This window comes from Bacillus paramobilis (assembly GCF_038096195.1).
GTDB lineage: Bacteria > Bacillota > Bacilli > Bacillales > Bacillaceae_G > Bacillus_A > Bacillus_A mobilis.
Genome location: NZ_CP151108.1, coordinates 3,041,487 through 3,063,805 on the forward strand (window position 1 = coordinate 3,041,487; position 22,319 = coordinate 3,063,805).

Annotated in this window: 21 protein-coding genes and 1 pseudogene; 4 read left to right on the forward strand and 18 right to left on the reverse strand. The window is 34.2% G+C overall.

Annotated elements, in window-relative coordinates:
* Positions 1–7: 7 nt before the first annotated feature.
* Positions 8–640 carry a LysE family translocator gene (locus tag AABL52_RS15620; RefSeq protein ID WP_097845140.1) on the forward strand — a complete coding sequence of 211 codons (633 nt, stop codon included), beginning with the start codon at positions 8–10 and terminating at the stop codon, positions 638–640.
* 70 nt (positions 641–710) lie between these two features.
* Here the strand turns inward: AABL52_RS15620 and AABL52_RS15625 are convergent, their stop codons facing one another.
* The 8 genes and pseudogenes from AABL52_RS15625 to AABL52_RS15660 form a co-directional block, all read right to left on the reverse strand.
* Entirely contained in the window at positions 711–2,171 is a 1,461-nt protein-coding gene (locus AABL52_RS15625; protein ID WP_000633353.1) for a CoA-acylating methylmalonate-semialdehyde dehydrogenase, read from the reverse strand.
* A gap of 36 nt (positions 2,172–2,207) precedes the next feature.
* On the reverse strand, positions 2,208–3,098 hold the full coding sequence (locus AABL52_RS15630; RefSeq protein ID WP_000719432.1) for an NAD(P)-dependent oxidoreductase: 891 nt from the start codon (positions 3,096–3,098) through the stop codon (positions 2,208–2,210).
* A gap of 16 nt (positions 3,099–3,114) precedes the next feature.
* Entirely contained in the window at positions 3,115–4,824 is a 1,710-nt protein-coding gene (locus AABL52_RS15635; protein WP_341517887.1) for an acyl-CoA dehydrogenase family protein, read from the reverse strand.
* Between the two features lie 306 nt (positions 4,825–5,130).
* Positions 5,131–6,039 carry a methylisocitrate lyase gene (prpB, locus tag AABL52_RS15640; RefSeq protein ID WP_000312646.1) on the reverse strand — a complete coding sequence of 303 codons (909 nt, stop codon included), beginning with the start codon at positions 6,037–6,039 and terminating at the stop codon, positions 5,131–5,133.
* Positions 6,040–6,058: 19 nt separating this feature from the next.
* Positions 6,059–7,495 carry a 2-methylcitrate dehydratase gene (gene prpD / locus AABL52_RS15645; protein WP_000598119.1) on the reverse strand — a complete coding sequence of 479 codons (1,437 nt, stop codon included), beginning with the start codon at positions 7,493–7,495 and terminating at the stop codon, positions 6,059–6,061.
* Positions 7,496–7,593: 98 nt separating this feature from the next.
* Positions 7,594–8,715 carry a citrate synthase gene (mmgD, locus tag AABL52_RS15650; RefSeq protein WP_033656041.1) on the reverse strand — a complete coding sequence of 374 codons (1,122 nt, stop codon included), beginning with the start codon at positions 8,713–8,715 and terminating at the stop codon, positions 7,594–7,596.
* Positions 8,716–9,112: 397 nt separating this feature from the next.
* Positions 9,113–9,302: pseudogene (locus AABL52_RS15655) on the reverse strand (HesB/YadR/YfhF family protein); the annotation flags it as partial.
* Between the two features lie 71 nt (positions 9,303–9,373).
* A complete protein-coding gene (locus tag AABL52_RS15660) occupies positions 9,374–10,519 on the reverse strand; it encodes an MFS transporter (RefSeq protein ID WP_341517888.1) in 1,146 nt (381 codons plus the stop codon).
* A 237-nt stretch (positions 10,520–10,756) separates the two neighbouring features.
* On the opposite strand from AABL52_RS15660, the gene AABL52_RS15665 reads away from it, so the two are divergent.
* Positions 10,757–11,038: a hypothetical protein gene (locus AABL52_RS15665; protein WP_341517889.1), complete on the forward strand. Its 282-nt coding sequence runs from the start codon at positions 10,757–10,759 to the stop codon at positions 11,036–11,038.
* Positions 11,039–11,108: 70 nt separating this feature from the next.
* Here the strand turns inward: AABL52_RS15665 and AABL52_RS15670 are convergent, their stop codons facing one another.
* The gene (locus AABL52_RS15670; protein WP_341517890.1) at positions 11,109–13,607 is read right to left on the reverse strand and encodes a transglycosylase domain-containing protein; all 2,499 of its coding nucleotides are present in this window, start codon (positions 13,605–13,607) and stop codon (positions 11,109–11,111) included.
* Between the two features lie 469 nt (positions 13,608–14,076).
* On the opposite strand from AABL52_RS15670, the gene AABL52_RS15675 reads away from it, so the two are divergent.
* Complete coding sequence (locus tag AABL52_RS15675; RefSeq protein ID WP_000423628.1) at positions 14,077–14,283, forward strand: KTSC domain-containing protein; 207 nt, start codon at positions 14,077–14,079, stop codon at positions 14,281–14,283.
* A gap of 61 nt (positions 14,284–14,344) precedes the next feature.
* On the opposite strand, the gene AABL52_RS15680 is transcribed toward AABL52_RS15675, so the two are convergent.
* The 4 genes from AABL52_RS15680 to AABL52_RS15695 all read right to left on the reverse strand — a co-directional run bounded on the left by AABL52_RS15680 (position 14,345) and on the right by AABL52_RS15695 (position 16,865).
* Positions 14,345–14,557: a YqaE/Pmp3 family membrane protein gene (locus AABL52_RS15680; RefSeq protein ID WP_000990224.1), complete on the reverse strand. Its 213-nt coding sequence runs from the start codon at positions 14,555–14,557 to the stop codon at positions 14,345–14,347.
* 187 nt (positions 14,558–14,744) lie between these two features.
* Entirely contained in the window at positions 14,745–15,404 is a 660-nt protein-coding gene (locus tag AABL52_RS15685; protein WP_097845148.1) for a DUF6944 family repetitive protein, read from the reverse strand.
* Positions 15,405–15,589: 185 nt separating this feature from the next.
* The gene (locus AABL52_RS15690; protein ID WP_341517891.1) at positions 15,590–16,297 is read right to left on the reverse strand and encodes an SDR family oxidoreductase; all 708 of its coding nucleotides are present in this window, start codon (positions 16,295–16,297) and stop codon (positions 15,590–15,592) included.
* A gap of 232 nt (positions 16,298–16,529) precedes the next feature.
* Positions 16,530–16,865: a hypothetical protein gene (locus AABL52_RS15695; protein WP_341517892.1), complete on the reverse strand. Its 336-nt coding sequence runs from the start codon at positions 16,863–16,865 to the stop codon at positions 16,530–16,532.
* A gap of 208 nt (positions 16,866–17,073) precedes the next feature.
* Here AABL52_RS15695 and gerPF point away from each other — a divergent pair, with 208 nt between their 5' ends.
* Complete coding sequence (gene gerPF, locus AABL52_RS15700) at positions 17,074–17,289, forward strand: spore germination protein GerPF (protein WP_088091385.1); 216 nt, start codon at positions 17,074–17,076, stop codon at positions 17,287–17,289.
* A 215-nt stretch (positions 17,290–17,504) separates the two neighbouring features.
* Here the strand turns inward: gerPF and AABL52_RS15705 are convergent, their stop codons facing one another.
* The 5 genes from AABL52_RS15705 to AABL52_RS15725 form a co-directional block, all read right to left on the reverse strand.
* Positions 17,505–17,840, reverse strand: coding sequence for a YolD-like family protein (locus AABL52_RS15705; protein ID WP_098239531.1), 336 nt, complete (start codon positions 17,838–17,840; stop codon positions 17,505–17,507).
* 496 nt (positions 17,841–18,336) lie between these two features.
* On the reverse strand, positions 18,337–18,744 hold the full coding sequence (locus AABL52_RS15710; RefSeq protein WP_341517893.1) for a hypothetical protein: 408 nt from the start codon (positions 18,742–18,744) through the stop codon (positions 18,337–18,339).
* 278 nt (positions 18,745–19,022) lie between these two features.
* Positions 19,023–19,241, reverse strand: a complete 219-nt coding sequence (locus AABL52_RS15715) for a hypothetical protein (protein WP_341517894.1) — start codon at positions 19,239–19,241, stop codon at positions 19,023–19,025.
* Between the two features lie 506 nt (positions 19,242–19,747).
* Entirely contained in the window at positions 19,748–20,599 is an 852-nt protein-coding gene (locus AABL52_RS15720; protein ID WP_341517895.1) for a peptidylprolyl isomerase PrsA, read from the reverse strand.
* A 200-nt stretch (positions 20,600–20,799) separates the two neighbouring features.
* Entirely contained in the window at positions 20,800–21,807 is a 1,008-nt protein-coding gene (locus tag AABL52_RS15725) for a glycoside hydrolase family 25 protein (protein ID WP_341517896.1), read from the reverse strand.
* Positions 21,808–22,319 lie beyond the last annotated feature (512 nt).

The window sequence follows — 22,319 nt, forward strand, 5'->3', positions numbered from 1 at the left end:
AGCGACTATGATTGAAAATTTTTTTCTTTTCATCATTATGTCTATTTGTCTTATTATTTTACCTGGTCCTGATACTGCAATGGCCACGAAAAACACATTAGTTGCCGGTAAGATGGGTGGAGTAAAGACAGTGTTCGGCACATGTATTGCACTTTTGATTCATACGTTAGCAGCAGTAATCGGACTATCCGCACTTATTGTAAAGTCAGCTCTTTTATTTTCTATTTTCAAGTACGTTGGAGCTCTATATTTAATTTATATTGGTATTAAAGCCCTTTTAGCAGTAAGAAATAAAGAAAGTGTTGATACAGCCGATATACCTTTAAATCATGAAGACGAACACTCTTCTTGCTTTCGCCAAGGGTTTCTTACAAATTTATTAAACCCGAAAGTTGCAGTCTTCTTTTTAACCTTTTTACCGCAATTTTTAAATCCAAATCATAATACGTTTATCCAACTTCTCGTCATGGGCCTTACTTACCTCGTTTTAACAGTAATTTGGTTCGCTTTTTATATATTTTTAATTGATAAAATTAGTGCTTTTATGAAAAAACCGAAGACGCAACGTTATATTCAAGGGTTAACGGGAATCGTCTTAATTGGTTTTGGTATTAAACTAGCTTTTGAAAAAAATAATTAACAAAACGAAAACCACCACTATTCTAAGTGGTGGTTTTCATTTAATAACCGATTTGGCTGTCTACTCTTTATTAAAACCAGCGCTCAGTTACAACTTTTTTACGTGTATAGAATTGTACACCATCTGTACCATTTGTACCTAAATCACCAAAGAATGAAGCTTTATTTCCTGCGAATGCGAAGAATGCCATTGGTGCTGGAACGTTTACGTTTACACCGATCATACCAGCATCGATATTATCACGGAACGTTTGTGCATGCTTACCGTTTGACGTATAAATAACTGCACCATTTGCAAATTTAGATTGATTTGTTAGTTTAATACCTTCTTCTAAATCTTTAACTCTTACAATGCTTAATACTGGAGCGAAAATTTCATCTTGCCAAATTTTCATTTCTTGATTTACACCATCAAAGATTGTCGCACCTACAAAGTAACCTTCTCCAACTTCTTCCTTAATTTTGCGGCCATCTACTAATAAAGTAGCTCCATCTGCTACACCGCTATTAATATAGCCTAGTACACGCTCTTTATGAGATTCACGAATTAATGGTCCAACATAATTTTCTTCGTGGAAACCATCACCTACTTTTAACTTCTTCGTCTCTGCTACTAGTACGTCGATGAATTCATCAGCAATTTCATCTACTACCGCTACTACTGAACATGCCATGCAGCGTTCTCCACTACTAGCGAATGCAGAACCAATTACTCCTTGTACTGTTTTCTCAAGATTGCAATCTGGCATTACAATCGCATGATTTTTTGCACCAGCTAACGCTTGTACACGTTTCCCGTGTTTCGTACCCGTTTCATAAACGTAACGAGCTACTGGCTCAGATCCAACGAACGAAACAGCTTGAATATCTTTATTTTCTAAAATGCTATTTACAACATCTTTTCCGCCTTGTACTAAATTTAATACACCTTTTGGGAAACCAGCTTCATAGAATAACTCTACAAGTCGCTCAGCTAAAAGTGGCGTTCTTTCAGATGTTTTTAATACGAATGTATTACCGCAAGCAATTGCAAGTGGGAACATCCATAATGGAATCATCATTGGGAAGTTAAACGGTGTAATACCCGCAACAACTCCAATTGGATAGCGCCAAATCGATCCATCAATGCCGCTAGCAATATTCGGTAGAGCTTGTCCCATCATTAAATTTGGTGCAGATGTTGCAAGTTCTACTGCTTCAATACCACGCTGTACTTCACCAGTTGCATCTGTTAATGTTTTACCATTTTCAAGCGTAATGATTTTAGCAAGCTCTTCTTTGTTTTCTTGTAAAAGCTGTAAATATTTATACAATTGTCTTGAACGGTTCGGAACTGGCACTTTAGACCATGTTTCGTATGCTGCTTTTGCCGCTTCAACAGCTTTTTCAACATCTTCTTTCGGAGATAGCGGAACGTAAGCGATAATTTTTCCAGTCGCCGGATTTGGAACTGCTTCTACTTCTGTACCAGTAGATTCTACCCACTCACCATTAATATGATTTTTTACTCGTTTAATTTCAGTTGTAATCATTATATTCTCTCCTTTTTTATGATGTATTTACGTCTATTATTTTTGATTAGAAATTAATTGCTCACTAACTTTCTTATATAAAGCAGCCATATCGTTTTCACCATACCCTGCTTCACTTGCTTCTTCATATACATTTAATAGCATTTCGCTTACTGGTAAGTGAAGTTCGCTTTCTTTCGCTAAATCTACTGCAAATCCCAAATCTTTCTTTAATAAATTCACAGTAAAGCCTGGCTCGTAGTTTTCTGATGCAATAAAACTGTTATAATTGCGCTCATAAATTCTACTTTGACCGTAACTTACATTTAAAATATCAAACATTTTATCTAAATCCATATCGTTCTTTTTCGCTAATGTTAAAGCTTCACTCACACCAGCTGTATAAAAACCAATTAATAGATTATTAATTAATTTAACTGTTGTACCACTATCAATCTTCTCACTAACATGGAAAATGTTCGCGCCTAGTACGCCCATGATAGATTCCGTTTTCTCATATACCTCTTTTGATCCACCAACCATAAACGTTAATGTACGATTCTCGGCGCCAATTACCCCACCACTAACAGGTGCTGCTAAAAAGTCTACTTTCTTTTCTTTTGCAGCTTCTTCTAACTGTTTATTTAACTGTGGAGATACGGTACTTGTATCAATTAAAGCCACATTCGAATGACTATTTTCAAATAATCCTTCTTCCCCAAAATATACCGCTTCAACAGCGCGAGGTGAAGGTAAACTTGTAAAGATCACATCGCATGTTTCTGCTAGCTTTGAGATTGATAAGCCAATAATTCCTCCTTCACTTTCAAAGGAAGCTTCAGCCTCTTTATTTAAATCCACACCGTATACTGTGTAACTTGATTTAACTAAATTTTTAGACATTGGAAGACCCATGTTACCTAAACCGATAAAACCAATCTTTTTCATATCGCTTTCCTCCTATTTACACAATATACTTTCCTCGATTTATAATAGCTTTCGCAATCTCTCTCTTTTTTGTAAATACGTTCGTGTATAAAGGCACTAATAATTGACGAATTTCAGTTAAAATCACATGTCTATCTTGTTCTTCTGTAACAGCCGCTGAAAGTATAGAAATCGCCGCTTCTTCTACTTTACGATAGCCTTCTTCACAAATAACGTCAGTTATCATTTGTTTCGTACGCTCTTTCTCTTCACCATTTTTACTAATGGCTTTACTCGTACGTAAAAATGCTGATTCCATAACGTACACTTCCGTTAACATATTTGATAATACACGTGAAAATTCTTGCTCTTGATCAATTTTTAAACCTGGAGTTTTAGAGAGCGTTTTCAAAGATTGTTTCAACAATTTTTTCGCTAATAAAATGTAACGATGGTTTCTTTCGACATTTGCTACATCAATCTCTACTTCAGTATCTTCAATTTGTTCCATTTGCTTCATTAACATTTTGGCAACTGTTAATCTATTAATTTCGTTCGTTCCTTCAAAAATACGACTAATTCTAGCATCACGATATAATCGTTCTACTTCGTACTCTTGCATATAACCGTATCCACCATGAATTTGTACTGCTTCATCTACGATATGACCTAGTGTTTCAGAAGCATTTACTTTATTAAGTGCACATTCAATTGCAAATTGAGACATTTTCTTCATAAGATCTTCATCACTCTCATGAATTGCTGCATCAATTACACCCGCTGTACGATAAGCTGCACTTTCTGCACCATATGTAGCAATGATCATATTTGCAATTTTCTCTTGAATCATCGTAAAATCTACTAACTCCGTTTGGAACTGTTTTCTCTCTTTTCCATATTGAACCGACAAACCAATTGCTTGTTTTGCTGTTCCAATATTTCCAAAAGCAAGCTTTAGTCTAGCAAAGTTTAGAATATTAAGAGCTACGTGATGCCCTTTCCCAACTTCTCCTAAAACATTTTCAGCAGGAATGACAACATCTTCTAAAATAAGGGTAGCCGTTGAAGAACCTTTAATCCCCATTTTCTTTTCTTCTAGTCCAATAGATACGCCTTCACATGTTCTTTCGACAATAAACGCTGTCATTCCTTTATTTGTCTTCGCAAAAACAACGTATACATCTGCCATATGAGCATTTGTAATCCACTGTTTCTCACCATTTAAATTCCAAGCTGTACCATCTTCATTTAATACTGCACTCGTTTTTGCACTTAAAGCATCAGAACCAGCATTCGGCTCAGTTAAAGCATAAGCCCCAATCCATTCTCCAGATGCAATTTTCGGCAAATATTTTTCTTTTTGTTCTTTCGTTCCGTAATATATGTAAGGCAATGTACCTACACCTGCGTGTATATTAAATGAAACGCTAAATGCACCAGCGTATCCCATTTTTTCTGCTACAAGTCCTGAAACTGCCTTTCCTAACTCAAATCCACCGTAATCTTCTGGAACCTCGATACTTAATAATCCAAGTTCTCCAGCTTTCTCAAATAATTGACGAGAAACTTTATAGTTATGTTGTTCAATATTCTCCATTTGTGGAACAATTTCTTGCTTAACGAATTGTTCTGTCGTTTTTGCGATTAAATCTTCATCACCAGAAAAATCTTCTGGCGTAAAGAAAGTATGATTCACATCTTTATTAAGCGAAAAAAATTCATCCCACGGTAACTTCGTTTTCTCCATCTGAATCCCCCTATCATTTCGGCCTTACTTACTACTACGTATGCTCGTCTACGATGAGTGGAATTTCTTATTTTTGAAAACAGAAGGCGATGAATTTTCACATCAAGCAGTCCGTTTTGCCAAAGATGTATTCTCATCGCCTTAGTTGTTTTATCCCGCTTTAATGGGCAGTAAGACCCCCGCCTCAAAATTCAGCGAAAGCAAAGAAGTTAGGCGGGGGATCAACTGCCCATAAAAGTCCGATTGGTTCAACTAATAATCAGTGGGGGATGAAGAAAACCCCCACTGATTAAAGTTTCACTTTATCTATTGATCCTCTGATAATACTGTTTTTGCAATTCCAGTATCTAATTCTTCAAAGTCATGATATGAAATTGTTTCATATAACTCACTTCTCGTTTGCATATTTGAAAGTGCATCTTTTTGAGAACCTGTTTCCTTAATTAAAGTAAACACATTCTCATATGCTTTCGCTGCAACGCGAAGTGAAGTTACAGGATAAATAACCATTTGGAAGCCCATATTCGCAAATTCCTCTGCACTATAATACGGCGTTTTGCCGAATTCAGTCATATTCGCAAGTAAAGGTGCATTTACTTTACTATTAAATAGACGGAACTCTTCTTCTGATTGAAGCGCTTCAGGGAATATCGCATCTGCGCCTGCTTTTACATAAGCGTTCGCTCTATCTATCGCTTCATCTAGACCTTCTACACCGCGAGCATCTGTGCGCGCTACAATATATAAGCTTGGTGCAACTTCTTTAATCGCTTTAATCTTTTGAACTAACTCTTCTGTCGTAACGAGTTTCTTACCATTTAAATGCCCACATTTCTTTGGTAATTGTTGATCTTCAATTTGAACAGCTGCAACTTTCGCTTCTACCATTTCTACCGCTGTTCTCGCTACGTTGAGAACACCGCCAAATCCTGTATCAATATCAACAAGAACTGGTAAGTCTGTAGCTCTTACTAGATCTCTTGCTCTCTCTGCTACTTCAGTAGACGTCACGATTCCTAAATCGGGTAGTCCTTTACTTGCAGTATAAGCAGCTCCTGATAAATAAAGAGCTGAAAAGCCTGTATTTCTCGCAACTAAAGCTGCCATTGCGTCATGAGCACCAGGAATTTGCAAAATATCATTTGCTTCTACTAAAGCTCGGAAGCGATTCGCAAGCTCCTCTTGTGTTGACTGTTTATTCACAACCCAAGCCATTCTAAATTCCCCCCTATTATTAAATTAAGAATAGATCTACAAATTCGTTTACATTCATATTTTCTAGTTTCTCTTCATTTAAACAAGCTTCATGAATTTGTTCTTGTTGCTTACTAGAATAATGACCTGCCATATTTGCAGTGAATTTTTGAACAACTTTTGGAATTGCTTCGTCTCTACGGAAACGGTGACCAAGTGGATATTCACATTCCACGTTTTCTGTTACAGTGCCATCTTTGAAATGGACTTGAACAGCGTTGGCGATTGAGCGCTTGTTCGGGTCAAGGTAATCTAAACTGTACTGTTTGTTTTCAACAACAACCATCTTATTACGTAATTCATCTACACGTGGATCATTTGCTACTGCATCCTCATAATCATCCGCAACGATATCTCCTTTTAATAAACCAATTGCCGTAATGTATTGTAAACAATGATCGCGATCAGCTGGGTTATTTAATGGACCTTCTTTATCAATAATACGGATTGCTGACTCATGAGTTGTAATTGTAATACGATCAATTTCTTCTAATCTTTCTTTAATTTCTGGGTGTAATTTCACAGCACACTCTGCCGCTGTTTGTGCATGGAACTCTGCTGGATATGAAACTTTAAATAATACATTTTCCATTACATATGACTCTAATGGTCTTGCTAACTTTAATTCTTGTTTATTAAATAATACATCTTGGAATCCCCATCCTGGTGCAGATAAAGCTGTTGGATAACCCATTTCACCTTTTAGAGCAGTCATCGCAAGATGAACACCGCGGCTTGTTGCATCACCTGCTGCCCATGATTTACGTGAGCCAGTATTTGGTGCATGACGATATGTACGAAGACTAGAATTATCAATCCATGCATGTGATAATGCATTAAAGATTTCTTCACGTGTTCCGCCAAGCATTTTTGCAACTACAGCAGTTGTTGCTACTTTTACATATAATACGTGGTCAAGACCAACACGGTTTAAGCTGTTTTCTAAAGCAAGTACACCTTGAATTTCATGTGCTTTAATCATCATTTCTAGTACTTCACGTACTTTTAATGGTTCTTTTCCTTCTGAGATACGAACACGGCTAATATAATCTGCAACTGCTAAAATTCCGCCTAAGTTATCAGATGGATGTCCCCACTCTGCTGCAAGCCAAGTATCGTTATAGTCTAACCAACGGATCATACATCCGATATTAAATGCACCTTTCACTGGATCAAGTACATATGACGTCCCTGGTACACGTGTACCATTTGGCACGATTGTTCCTGGTACAACTGGTCCTAGTAATTTCGTACATTCTGGATATTGTAATGCTAAAATTCCACATCCAAGCGTATCAAGTAATACGTAACGAGCAGTACTGAATGCTTCTGCGCTAGTTACCTCTTTATTTAATACATAATCCGCAATTTCTTCTAATAATGCATCTTTTTGTTTAATTTCATTTGTTTTAATCATGCTATTCTTCCCTTTCTGTCGAAAATTCGTTATTATTAATGATGGGTGTCGGTCAAACACCCATCTGGCGGGCGGCGCAAACAACTCCCCAGTTGTTCTTATTTACTAAGTACATGTCGCTCGCCAATGTAATTTACACGTGGACGGAACAATCGATTGTTCGTATGTTGCTCAATTACGTGCGCACATAGGCCCACTGTTCTAGAGCTAAAGAAGATTGGTGTGTAAAGTTGAATTGGGATACCAAGCATCCAATATACTGGAGCTGCATAATAATCAAGGTTTGGATAAATTCCTTTTTCCTTCTCCATAATCTTTTCTCCAGCTTCACACATTTCATATAGTGTATAATCACCTTTTACATCACATAACTGCTTTAAAGCTTCCTTCATCATCAGTGCTCTTGGATCCATCTTCTTCATGTACACACGATGTCCAAAGCCCATAATTTTTTCTTTGTTATATAGTTTCTTCTGTAGCAATTCTTCAAACTTCTCAACATTACCAGCTTCTAAAAGCATGTACATAACGGCTTCGTTTGCACCGCCGTGTAAGCTACCTTTTAAAGAGGCAACTGCACCTGTTAAAGCACCATATAAGTCGGATTGCGTTGATGCAATAACGCGCGCTGTAAATGTAGAATTTGGCATTTCATGTTCACTATATAAAACAAGGGAACGATCAAAGATCTTCTCCTCAAGTTCAGTTGGTTTTTTACCTGTTAACATATAGAAGAAATTCGCGCTATATGTTAATTCCTGAAGGGGCTGAATTGGCTCTTCATTATTTAAAATATGATAGCTATTCGCTACAATGTTTGGTACTTTACTCAATAATTTGTACCCGCGGCTTTTGTTTACCTCTAACGAGCGGTTTTCGATATCATTATCGTAACCAGCTAATGCGGACACACCTGTACGCAATCCATCCATCGGGTGCGTTTCTTTCGGTAATGCCTTTAATACGTTGAATACACCTTCTGGTACCGCGTATTCTTCTTTTAATTTCTTTTCAAGTTTTGCTTTTTCATCTTCATTTGGTAGATGTTCTTCCAATAAAAGGTGCACAATGTCTAAATACTCTTTTGTTTTTGAGAGTTCGATTAAATCATACCCTTGAATTACAATTTCACCTTTCACTGTGTCAAGAAACGAGATTTTCGTCTCCGCTGCCACTATACCATCTAATCCCGGGGAAAATTTTTCTTCAGCTTTCATCATTATTTCCTCCAATCCTAATAGATCTTCGTGCACATAACTGTAAGCCTTTACAATACTGTGAAACTACATTTCTATTTCAATGTATCAGAGTTTTTAGAAGATTTCAATTTATTTTACAATGATAAGTTTCCTATACTTTTACCGATGTAACAATACAGTTTTTCAAAAATAATTTTCATATTTTATAAAGAAAGGACAGACTTCTTTACATGTCCTATTAAAACAAAATATAAGGATGACTCAGAAAATCCCATAGAATATATCATTTACCCTATTTTCTTAAGAAAATAAAAAAAAACGAGCTGTATACATATACAACTCGTTTCTACATGATATTTATTTCACTATCTCATCAATATAATTCTTATATAAAACTTATTTATTTTTAAAAAAGTTATTATTTTACATAATTAAATTGAATTTCTTTCGTTTCCTCATTGTAACATTCAACTAAATGATAGTTTTTAAAGTACTAAAGATTATAAACATCCCCTAAAATAGAATGTCTTCTTTCTCAACTGATACGATTTCCCCATCTGTGATTTCTCAGAAACTATCCCTAAAGAATAGTCAGGCTGAATTGAACTATAAATATGTTATCCTTTAACCATCGCAAATCGTTACGTTCAATTGAAATTTTCATCTTTGTTACTCCCGTTTACGCAAATTCTTTTTTACCTAATCGCTGTTTTACAAAAAAGACGAAAATAATTAAAGCAAGTAATCCTGAAATTGCACTACCTGCAAATAAAATACGGTAACCAAACATTTGCGAAACAACTCCAAGTAAAATCGCACCAAGTCCAATCCCTAGATCAAATGCGGTAAAGAACGAAGCGTTAGCAACTCCTCTTTTACTCGGGTCAACAATTGTAATCATCGCTGCTTGCAATGCCGGCTGCGCTGAACCGAACCCAACACCGTATAATACAGCAGCAATAATTACACCCATTAAACTATTTGAAAGTGTTAATACAACTATTGCGATAATAGTAATGCATAGTGCCGGGAGTATGATAAATACTTCACCATACTTATCTAATAGTTTTCCTGAAATTGGTCGTACAATCGTTAAAGCAACTGCATATACAAGAAAGAATGTCCCAGGATTCACATCAATTGACGATGCAAATAGCGGTAAAAATGTCGTAATCCCTCCATATGCAAATGATAAAAAGAAAACAACAATCGTAATTGATAGAACCGATTTTTCAAACAACTGCATTTTCCCTTTTTCTTTTTGTGGTGTGAATGGCATTTTCGTCATGAACGATAATAGGACTGCCATAAAGGATAAAAGAGTTGCTAACAAGAATAGACCGTAAAATGAATAATGTTGTACAACCGATAATCCAATCATTGGGCCGATTGCCATTGCAATTGTCATAGCCATCCCGTACCACCCCATCCCTTCACCACGGCGGGAATCTGGAATAATATCAGTTATCGCTGTTCCAACAGCTGTTGTAGAAACAGCCCATGTCACCCCATGAATAACCCGCAAAACAGCTAAAAGGACAATAGTCGACGCTAAATTATAAGAATACATCGTTATCCCAAAAAAGATGAGTCCGAAAATAATAAAAGATCTTCTACCATATTGATCTAACATTCCTCCGATAATCGGTCGTATTACAACTGCTGCTATTGTAAACATCCCCATCATAAGTCCAACTTGTGATTCGTTGCCACCTATCTCTTTAATAAAGAGCGGCAGCGTTGGAACTAGTAAATAAAATCCTGTAAATAAAAATAACATTGCGAAAGTCATTTGAATAAATGATTTCGTCCATAATCGTTCCATTAAAATTCCTCCATAAACACGTATGTTCTTGCAATTAACACCTCCATTTTACATTTTCTTAATTTCTTTGCCCTCCGTAAATAGACGTATCTTTTTATAATAAATGGTCCACTACCAATTTAAATTGGTCTTACAACTTTATACGTATACATTAGCCTAAAGTCCTATCTATATGTACCTTTATATGCGTGAAAAGAATATACTACTTTATTATCACAACTTAGGAGTGATTATTTTATGTGGGTATCTTCAAGAGTGACAGTCGTCGTTCCTTCGACTCCTGGGATACACGTTCCAGCCGTTCATACAGCTAGTTCCGATGCAGGAATTGAACTTCCTGCAACTTGGCAACAATATCAAATTCCAGGTCAAGTTACTCCCTCATTTTGGCATCATGGTGCACATCCAAGTAGTACTACCTTTCAAAGCCAAAGTTATCCTCCACTACCTCAGGCTCAAGTTTTTTATCATTTCCCTTCCATTTATTTTCAAAATTTCTATGGTACTTTTAACATTTAAACGAAAAAAGCACTTAAGAATGTAATCTATACAAATCTTAAGTGCTTTTTAATATTTTTATAAATTTTTCTTACTGCCCATTATTAGCAGGGGCCTCTCCTGCATTTCCACCAGCATCTGGTTGTGTGGTCGCTGGTGGAGTTGTATTTCCTTGACCACCTCCATTATTTGCTGGAGGTGTTGTTCCTTGGCCTCCTCCATTATTCGCTGGAGGTGTCGTTCCTTGGCCTCCTCCATTATTTGCTGGAGGTGTTGTTCCTTGGCCTCCTCCATTATTCGCTGGAGGTGTCGTTCCTTGGCCTCCTCCATTATTTGCTGGAGGTGTCGTTCCTTGGCCATTCCCATTATTTTGTTCATTTTGTTTCTTTTGTTCTTCTTGTTTCTTTTGCTCTTCTTGTTGCTTTTGTTCTTCTTGCTTCTTCAGTTCCTCTTGTTGCTTTTGTTCTTCTTGTTTTTTAAGCTCTTCTTGTTTCTTTAATTCTTCTTGTTTTTTCTCTTCTTCAGTTTTTTGCTGTCGATCTTGTTTAGGTTGTTCTGTTGTATCCTGTACGCTCGTATTTGGAGAAGAATCACGTTTTTCCCCTTTTATACGTAGCTCGCTACCTTCTTGAATTACACTACTTGGCATTTTAAATCTTGATTTATCTGTAGCCATCTTGCTCATCATTTCTTTAAAGATCAACTGTGCAATTTTCGTATTTTTACTACTAATATACTCGTCTTTACCATCTTTCATATATCCAGTCCATACTGCCATCGTATATTGCGGCGTATATCCTGCAAACCAACTATCCCGAGTTGCACTTTCTGGAATTTTATATTGAGCTAATTGTTTTGAGTCATAGTTTGTAGTACCAGTTTTACCAGCTACATCTAATGAACTAATATTTGCCGCTGTACCAGTACCTGATGTCACAACTGAACGAAGCATATCAGTAATCATATATGCTGTAGAATCAGCCATTACTTGCTTTGGTTTTTGACCAAAACTTTGTGACTTGCCGTCTGGATAAACTACTTTCTTAACAAAATGTGGCTTCGTATACTTACCATCATTACCAAATGCCGCATAAGCACCCGCCATTTCGGTTGGTGATACTTCGTTTGTACCAATAGCATTAGATTCTTTCGGTGCTGAATTAAATGGAATACCTAATTTCTCAGAGAATTCCTTCGATTTATTCAGTCCTACTTCTTTTGCCGTTTTAACAGCTGGGACGTTACGTGACATTTTTAACGCTTCACGCATAGTAATTGGACCTAAATGACTTCTGTCCGCATTTCTAACTTCTTGTCCCGTTGAATATTTAAATGGAGAGTCATCAATTTGATGATACGTAGCCCATTTTAAGTATTCAATAGCCGGTGCGTAATCAAAGATTGGCTTCATAGTTGAACCAGCTGCACGGTCTAAATCAATTGCCATATTATGACCTTTAAATACTGCTTTATTTTCACCGCGCCCACTACCTATAGCACGAACCTCACCTGTTTTCGTATCCATAAATGTGAATGCACCTTGGAATTTATCGTTTGGATAATCAATGATATTATCATTTAAAATATTTTCAGCAAATTCCTGTGCTTTTGGGTCTAATGTTGTATAAATTTCTAAACCGTCAGAACCAATGTTAGCATCTGGCAATTCTTTTTCTACTTCTTTTACAACTGCGTCCATAAATGCAGGGTATGGCATTGTTTGTAGTGGAGTTGCAGGCTGAAGTCCTTTTTCCACGTCAACTTTTGATGCTTCTTCCATTTCCTGTTTTGTTATATATCCATGTCGATGCATTAAGCTTAGTACAACATTTCTTCTTTCTGTTGCCCTTTGAACATTTTCTTTTTTCGTTGGATCATAGTTATTCGGTGCTTTCGGTAAACCTGCAAGCATCGCAACTTCTGGTAATGTTAACTCTTTTAATTCTTTACCATAGTAATTTTGTGCTGCTGTTGCGATACCATATGAACGGTTTCCTAAGTTAATTTTATTTAAATACATTTCTAAAATTTCATGTTTTGAATATTGTTGTTCTAGCTTATACGCTAAATATATTTCCTGAACTTTACGTTTTGATGTTTTCTCCATCGATAAGAAGTAGTTTTTAATAACCTGCTGCGTTATCGTACTTCCACCTTGAGAACCGTAATCTCCTTTAAGACTCACCAAAACTGCACGGGCAGTACCTTTGAAGTCTACTCCGCTATGCTCATAAAAACGTGCATCTTCTGTTGCTAAAAATGCATTTTCTACCAATTTAGGAATTTGATCGTACGTAACATTCGTCCGTTTCTCTTTCCCGTATTCATATACCAAATCGCCATTTTTATCATAAATTTTTGAGGATAACGGATTAACAAGTTTTGCTTTCTCAAGTTTAGGTGCGTCCTTAATCATTACGAAGAAGGTAGCAACCCCCGCCACTAAACCAACAATACCAAGTAATAAACAAGTAATTAAAAACTTACGAAAGAACGATGTTTTCCCTTTTGGTTTTTGTGTTTTAGAAGCTGGTTGTTTTTTCTTTTTAACTTGTCGTCGCTCCTCTCGAGAACGATAATTTTCTGACATGTTACTTTCTCCTGCCTTTCAATTCTCCCGTTGATTTACTTAAAAATATTGAGGTCACTTTCTAAACTGTATTTAATTAAGAAAGTATATTGACCTGGAGCATTCAATATTTTCCTAATTCACAGATTATAAATTTTATAATACTTCTTATACAAACTATTTTCACTTCTATTTTTCCTAATAATGCTGCCCCTTTAAGCATAGAATGTAAAAAGTGAATTTTTCATACCTCGTATAAATAATATACCTTTTTTTCAAATGGTCAATATTTTCTTATTTATAAATCAAAGGTGAAATAAAAATAGCACAACAATATGTACTTCGTGTGAACTTCCTTATAATTACGTATAACGAACATTTAATATATTGCATATAAGTATAATACCTCTTTATTTATAAGGATTTCAACACTACAACCTCAACATCTACAAGAAATCATTAAAAATGAAAAGTGAGGAGTTGCGTAATAATGGAGCTATCTCCCGTGATTTCAAAAAGTTTAGTTGCAGTTGGTTATAACCCATTTTCTATGATTTTACGTATTCAATTAAAGAATGGAATGTATGATTTCTTTAACGTGCCTGAAAACATTTACACCGGTTTATTAAACGCACACTCTAAAACTAATTATCACAATACTTATATTAAAAATTCTTTCCGCTATACGAAAATTTAAACTTAAACAAAATGAAAAAGAAAGGAGGTAATCCCCCTTTCTTTTTCATTTCACGACTCAACTATCTTCTATTTCTCTTATTCATTTCATCATATGCTTGAATTTGTTTTTTTAATCGTCGATCTGCTTTTTTATCATGTACAACTAATATCGCATGGATAACGCCTGGAACCCAAAAAATTAATGTTAATATGAAGTTAATTATTGCTTGAAATGGTTTTCCACAAAATAATACAGCTACAGGCGGAAGAAGAATTGCCAACAAATACATCATCTCTTGAAAACTCCTTGCTTTGTATTTTTTATCTCTCTTCGTACGCTAATAGGACCAATTATTTTTATTTACTACTAATATCTTTTCTACTGCTATATATTCTATTCTAATACCAAAAAACCTATCACTTCAACTTTTCTATTTATGTAAAATTTAAATTTTACACATCTCCTTTATATGAACAATTTCATATGATTATTTTTTCTAACCTTTCTTCTTTCTCTATTAAAGTTAGTCCAATCGCAGAAATAGCCGTTCCTATCGCTTGTATCCAAACACCAATGAGTGCTATTATTCTCTCATTTTTCTTATCAACCGTACTATCCTCCTTTTCAATTTCGTTATTTGATATATTTATAATACCTTGATATGCTTGAAGTCCAGCACCTAAACTTTGCAGAGAATTGCCTAGTATTATAATTCTTTGTATCGCTTTCATCTGAAGCAAAGCTGCTTCTACTCCTAAAAAAGCTCCTATCGATTGTAAACTGTTCCCGACAATAATGAGATAATCATTCTCTTTCAATTGTTCATTTATATTAAAATATGTTCCTATTACATTTGATATATTCCCTAACGCTAATAACTCAATGCCCATTTTATCGAGCATTTCACTTTTAATCTCCAAACATATATTTTGATTTTCTCTTTCGCCTTCATCTTCGGTATCATTACTCGCTATAATTTGTAATATATACCCGAGGGCTTGTAATGAGCTTCCTACAATTACAAGATCTGATTCAACTTTCTCTTCTCCAATAAATCCTCTTGTCGTCCCAATAGCCGCTGTAAGATTTCCTCCTACTTGAAACCATGCTCCCGTCACTTTTAAACCGCTTGGATTCATTCTTATCACCTATTTAGAAATTTTCTATTGCTTTCGAAATACATAAATGGCATCCTCTTTCTCATATTTATTTTCTACATGCAATTTTGTGCATTCTATAATGTGTTAAAAATACAAAAAGCACCTTTAAGGTACTTTTTTATACAAAGTGTGTATCACTGAAAATATGCTAATTCAATGTATATTTACATACATTCTGGGCATGTCAATGAAGCTCCATTTTTATCTACTGTTATATTTAATATATATTTAATCGCATTACGTGACCACATTTCAGGTGTGGGTGATTCATTTACATACTGTGGCGCACATGAATACAGCATTGGAGTGCTAATGCTCCCGCCTGGATCTAAAGCAACAACAGCCATGCCATAGGGCAATTCAAGTGCCATAGATTTCGTGATACCTTCAATTGCAAACTTTGAGGCACAATATGGCGCCAGCTCAGCTTCTCCCTCCCGGCCCCAGCTAGAACTCATATTAATAATCATACCTTCTTTCCTAGCTACCATCGCTGGGACAAATGCCCTAATTACATTTACTACACCATTTACGTTTACATTCATTACATTTTCGAATTCTTGAGCTGTTACTTTCCACAGTGGCGCATTTTTATTAACAATTGATGCATTATTTATTAACAAATCAGGTGCTCTATGTCTATGCAGTATATAATTTGCCCAACTACTTACTTGCTGGGAGTCTGAGACATCAATTATTTGAAAATCATGTATATTACCGTAATATTTTTTCAATTCTTCAATTTTATTTTTTGAACGCCCACAGCCATATATAGTCCATCCCAAATCATGAAATCGATCAACCATTGCACGACCTAACCCTTGCGTCACTCCTGTAATCATTACAATTTTTCCAATTTCGTTTCGTTTCAAATATCTCTCCTCCTTTACAACATTTTACACTCTTCCTTTTCATTCAGCCATTTACTAAAGTATCAACTCATTTCATACTTTAGAAGGAGTTTTTATGTAAATAAAAAGAGTAACCGTAACAGTTACTCATGCTTATATATCAAAAAAATCATTATTTATTTCGTTATTGCTTTTATATTTCAGCTTCTTTTTCCCGCATTTCTTACACCAATTCATATAAGCTACACCTAGATTACCTACTGTTGTTTAAATTCTCAATCTCATTTTGCAACATTTTGAATTGTTCAAAATGCATAGTGATAGATTGACTATTTCCATAATCAACACTATGCTTCACAAATAAAACACCAGTGTCATGAAAAATTGCTTCCAGTTCTTTTCTGATGGATACTTTCATTATATGTGCTGTTTTAATAGCCGATAAAATTGCAATTTCATTAAACTTTAATTTTATTTCATTTGGACAAAATGCTTCTTCAACCAATATAACTTCATTGCTATAAATAAGTGCAACAAGATTACTTGATTTTGCATCTGTTAAATCTACTTTTTTTATAACATTATTCATTACATTTTGCCTCCTTTGATTTCGTATATATTAATTATACAATTTTTTTTAAAATTAATCGACCTTACATTAATTTTAAAATACTTTTATTGTAGGATTAAGCTACACTTCAAACGTTTTACTATTCCACAATTTTTGTTACATGAACCATTTGGACTATAAGGCCATATAGTAGTATTAACAAATGATTATAAAGCGGGTGAAAACTATGCCCTCAGTTGTAGGGAATTTAGTTGTACAAAATAGTAACGGTTCATTTAATTTAGGCGATTTCTACAATGTTTCTCCGAAAGAAAATACGAAGGCTTATAATGGTTCTGGTGCTACAAACGTTGGTTTTGTTGTTAATACTTTTAATGGTGTGAGCGCGACTAATACTTTTGATTCTGACCTTGCAGATCAAAACCAAGTAGGTACAGCGTAGTCCTATTTTTTTCATCGTACTGTTTAGGAATAATAAATTTGTCTATACTATAATCAGGCTGTTACACAGCTATTATCGATTTTTGGAGTACCCTATCTTTTTCTCCCTTTCCCTGGGGCTTAGCAGCTAGTATGAAGCTAGCTGCTTTTTCGTTTCATTTTTTCTGTTCCTCATCTAACAAAATTAAAAAGCTAAAATTTAAAATTCAGCTTCCTTTACGTTATTTCAATAATATCTGTAGTATTAAATACGTAAGTTTTATAAAATGCGTCCGTACATATTACAATGCGCTTTAGCGGGTTTATATGCACAACTGTCATATAGCTTGTAAGTATGTAGCCATCTTCAAAATATGTCACCAATATTTCTTTCTCAGACAATAATGACGTTAATAATTTATCAGAAATTCTCTCTTTTGCTTCTTTTGTTAAGAGCGGTTTTTGTACTTTAAACTTCTCTCCAACAATCTTTCGCATACTTAATAACTGTTCCGACATTACTGTAAATGGAACCCATTCTCTTTCTGCTTTCTTCACCTTTACATCATTCATTTCTTTATCTCCTTGATCATTTATCCATTCTATTTCACATGTATTGTTACTCAATTATTCTTTCATAATGCTAGGCTCATATTTCCCCCGCATTAACAAAGTAGTAAAGCTCCCACCTCAAAATCGGCACATGTGAGGTATATAAGTCGAAAACCAACCGCCCGTAAACGTCGAATTGGTGAAAGCTAATAATCAATTGACGATAAGCACCTCACTGATTAATATTTCACTTTATTTCTAATTCATATACTATCTACACTCAAAAGAACACTCGTTCTAATTATACACGAACATACATTCTTTTGAGAAGAGATATAATTATATTTTTAACAAAATATAATTCGAATCATTTTCTTATACATTTATCCATCATTGATTTTCTCCTTCATCAAATGCGTTTTTCACTTCTTATTCAATAGGAAGTTCACATATTTACTAAAAAAGCGACTTCATACAAAATGAAGTCGCTTTTTTCTAATAACGTATATTTCTATATTTATTTTTCTATCCTGACAAGTGTTCTTTCTGGAATCAAAATTTCATCAATTTTAAAATGATTTATTTTTAATTTTAATTCCCCCACTCGTTCCTTATCTTCATCACCAACCCAACAACTGAATAATTCAAAATAGTCACCTTCATTTAAATATCCTTCCATAATCGAGCATAAAGCTAATAGCTTTTTTTTAGCTTCTTTCTTCTCCTTTTCAGTTTGCCACTCATCAAGTTCAATGCCCCAACTCGTTGAAACTTCATACGTGTAATTTGTTTGGAATTGAAACTCTTGTACAATTTCAAGCATACTTTCATCTGAAAAACACGATCCAAAAACAATTACATCATTAGAATCTGGATCTGTTAACGGAATTTCTACATTGCAGCCTATATAACTTGCTAAACTCATTTTTACTCCTCCAATTTTCGCATACAAAATACTTCATATGAACATTTATCTACTCGAATATAAAATCCCTGCCTAAACGAAAAAGTTTTAATTTTTCAAGTTTATTAACCAATTATAAAATGAAAGCATATATTATAAAGAACGAACTCACAAAATTTAGGGGATTTATAACGAACCACAATTCGTTCCTTATGAATTTCTATGAAAAGAGAGCAATGTAAACACTCTCTTTTCGTACATACTGTATAAAACTATTTATAAATAATTGGTCCTAATTATTAAATATATTTTGGTTGTACTATTATATGTAACTCCCTCTCTGTTTCTGCTTTTTTTGGATTACGAAAATACTCTAATTCGTACTTTAATACTTCATACTCAACCATCCCAATCTTAATCCCTTTCGTTTCCTTTAAAATAGCTAATAAGTTACTTATCTCTTCATCATATGATTCAAAAACCTTCCCTCCACCTTCTCTTTGAAAAACTACTTTCATATTTTTTCCTCCTACATAATATATTTATCTATTAAATAATTTGTTTAAAAGTATTCTTTCTTTATCCTAAAAATTTTATACTAAAAAGAACATCCTTTTTTAGTAGAATGCTCTGCTTTTCACTTCATTTCGCATCAATATTTTTCAATAATATTGTATGTTTCATTCTGCAAATTATGCTTATCCACTTCAATAAAGTAACATTTAAATCAATTAGGATTTTGTTCATTCTCGACTAATAATTAGCCTACATCAATCAGATTTCCTATAAATAGTGGGAGGAAATTAATAAATTCACTTTATATTTAATGAAATTAAGCAAACGAAACATTATAATATCAACTTTCTTTGAAGCATTGATCATTCCAATTTAAAATAATTACATAAATTCCCATTGTAATTCTTAATATTTAAATGTAATATTATATTGTCTTACTATCTATTTATAACTCACACACTAATTAGAAAAGGGAACCTATACAGGTTCCCTTTTCTAATTACAATCATTATTTCTTTTCTAGAAATTCAAATGTATTTTTAAATTCCTTATCATTCACTTTAATATCAGCATCTTTCAATAAATCATTGACTACTTGTTGTTTCCATTTACCAGTCGTATCTTGTAGTCTTTGCTGTTCTAAATCTTTACGAATTTGATCTTTTACTTCATCAAATGGTTTCAATTCTTTTTTATCTGTCACTTTAATAATATGGTACCCGTAAGTTGTTTTTACCGGCTCACTTACTTGTCCCGCATCTAATTTAAATGCAGCTTCCTCAAATTCTTTCACCGTTTGCCCTGGAGCAAAACCAGTTATTTCTCCACCTTGTTCTTTTGAACCAGTATCTTCCGAGTATTGCTTCGCTAAAGCTGCAAAATCTTCACCATTATTTACTTTCTCTTTCACTTCTTTAGCAGTCTTTTCATCTTTCACTAAAATGTGACTTACTTTCATTTCTGGTTTATAGTTTTCTTTTACATCTTTTTCTGTGACCGTCGCTTTAATCGCTTTCTCAAATGCAATTTCTGGCTTCATTTTTTCTTTTAATTCATCTTCGTTTTTCAATCCAACTTGCTCTAAAGTCGATTTGAAGTTGTCGCCCATCTTCTCTTTTGCTTCTTCTACTTGTTTTTTTGCTTCCTCATCTGAAACTTTATATTTATCTAGCAATGCCTTACTTAACACCATTTGGTATAAAGTACTTTCCCCATATTTTTGTCTTAACTCTTTACTTAACTCTTTCTCTGAAACATTTCCTACTTTTGATGTTACTACGTTGTCTGAGGAACCGCATGCAGATAATGCTAGTACTACGCATGAAATAATCGTTCCTAAAAATAGTTTGTTCTTTTTCAACCCAAAATACCTCACTTTTATTATTATATAAGAATAACTATACAGTGTTGTTGTGTAAACAATGTGTTTTCCACATGTAATTCATTTCATTTGAATAAACTAAGTATCATGTTCTTTTTGTTTAAAAATTAAAGGTCATCTTACTATGTATCAGCGCGATGACCTTTTACGTATTCCTAAAAACATGTAACTACTAATAGTTACTTAATAGTTATATGTTCTTCCAATATCCAATTATTTTGCCCGATATCTACCGCATTTTTCACTCTGCCCCACACACGAAAAGATTTTGACCCATCAATATTTCCTTTATAGTTTATACATTCAGGTTCTGCATAGTAGTTAACTCCATACCCAACAGGATATTTTGAAGATGCATAAAACCATTTCACATCAAAATATTTCACATATACCCACTGTTTATCGTTTCCTAAGCAAATCATATCTTTATCTGCGCCCCCCCAATAACCACGTAAGACTATATATGGAGTTTTTTGAGTGATTGTACCTGTAAACTGAGGATTCGCAGGATTTTCATATACGTTTATGCCATACCCATCATCATATTTTGAAACTGCAATACCAATACCATTTGGTTGCTGCGCATTCTCTTTTTCAGATAGAATAGATTGATTTACTTGATCTGAGCCTATAAACCAAGAAAGCGACTTATTTCCTATTAATTGATTCAAATCACATTTCCCAATACCAGGAACATATCCTGAATCAGTATATTGCCAAATATCACACGGATATGCTGGCTTATTTCCTCCATAACGAGGAATCCATACAAAATCAACTTCAATATTACGTGATCCAAATGATACATACGTGTGATGCCCGACATATAGCCCTACTTTTTTCGCGCCTAAACGGCGTAATTCATCTATATACGCTTGTATCCCCCCTTGCATATCCATCATCGTTTGAATTTCTGCGTCCACCACCCAAAACTTGGCAGATTTATCGCCACGACTCCAAAAATCTTGTGCCTCTTTCCTTGCATCAGCAATAGATATGAAGCGACAAAATGCATAATTACCAAATGGAATATTGCGTTTTTTCATTTCAGTCACATAATTTTGATACATAAAATCTATCGTATTCGATCCATCTTGAACTCTAGCAATAACTAAATCTAGCTGAGATGCTGCAATATCCCAATTAATCGTTCCATTCCATTTTGAAATATCGATAATATATCCCAATACAATTCAACCCCTTTTTATTATCATATTCCAAGCTAGCTTTATTGAAAGCTCCTTATGCCTAATACTAGCTATCTATAATATAAATAAAGGGAATTTATATTATTTTTCAAAACATATAATCTTTTAATTATACTCCCATTAATTTTATTTATATTTCATACAGTCCATTCACAAATTCGAAATATGCACTATCATCTATTAGTAAATAATATCAATTCATTAGCCTTTCATTAGCGCTATTATTAGAAACATTTTCATTATTACTACTCATTGATATTAATCTTCTTTAGACTAATAAACATATGTATGACAGCTAACTTTCTGTGTTTCTAACGGTTACTCTATATTAACAAAAATAATTTATCTTTCATTTCTTATATATTTTCACATCAAACATACTACCTTTATACGCTTTATATTTATCCGTGGAAATTTCAGTCACCATCCGCAAATAGCTAGACAATGTAACGTTAATACATATAAAAAAGACATTTTCTATTAAAGAAAAT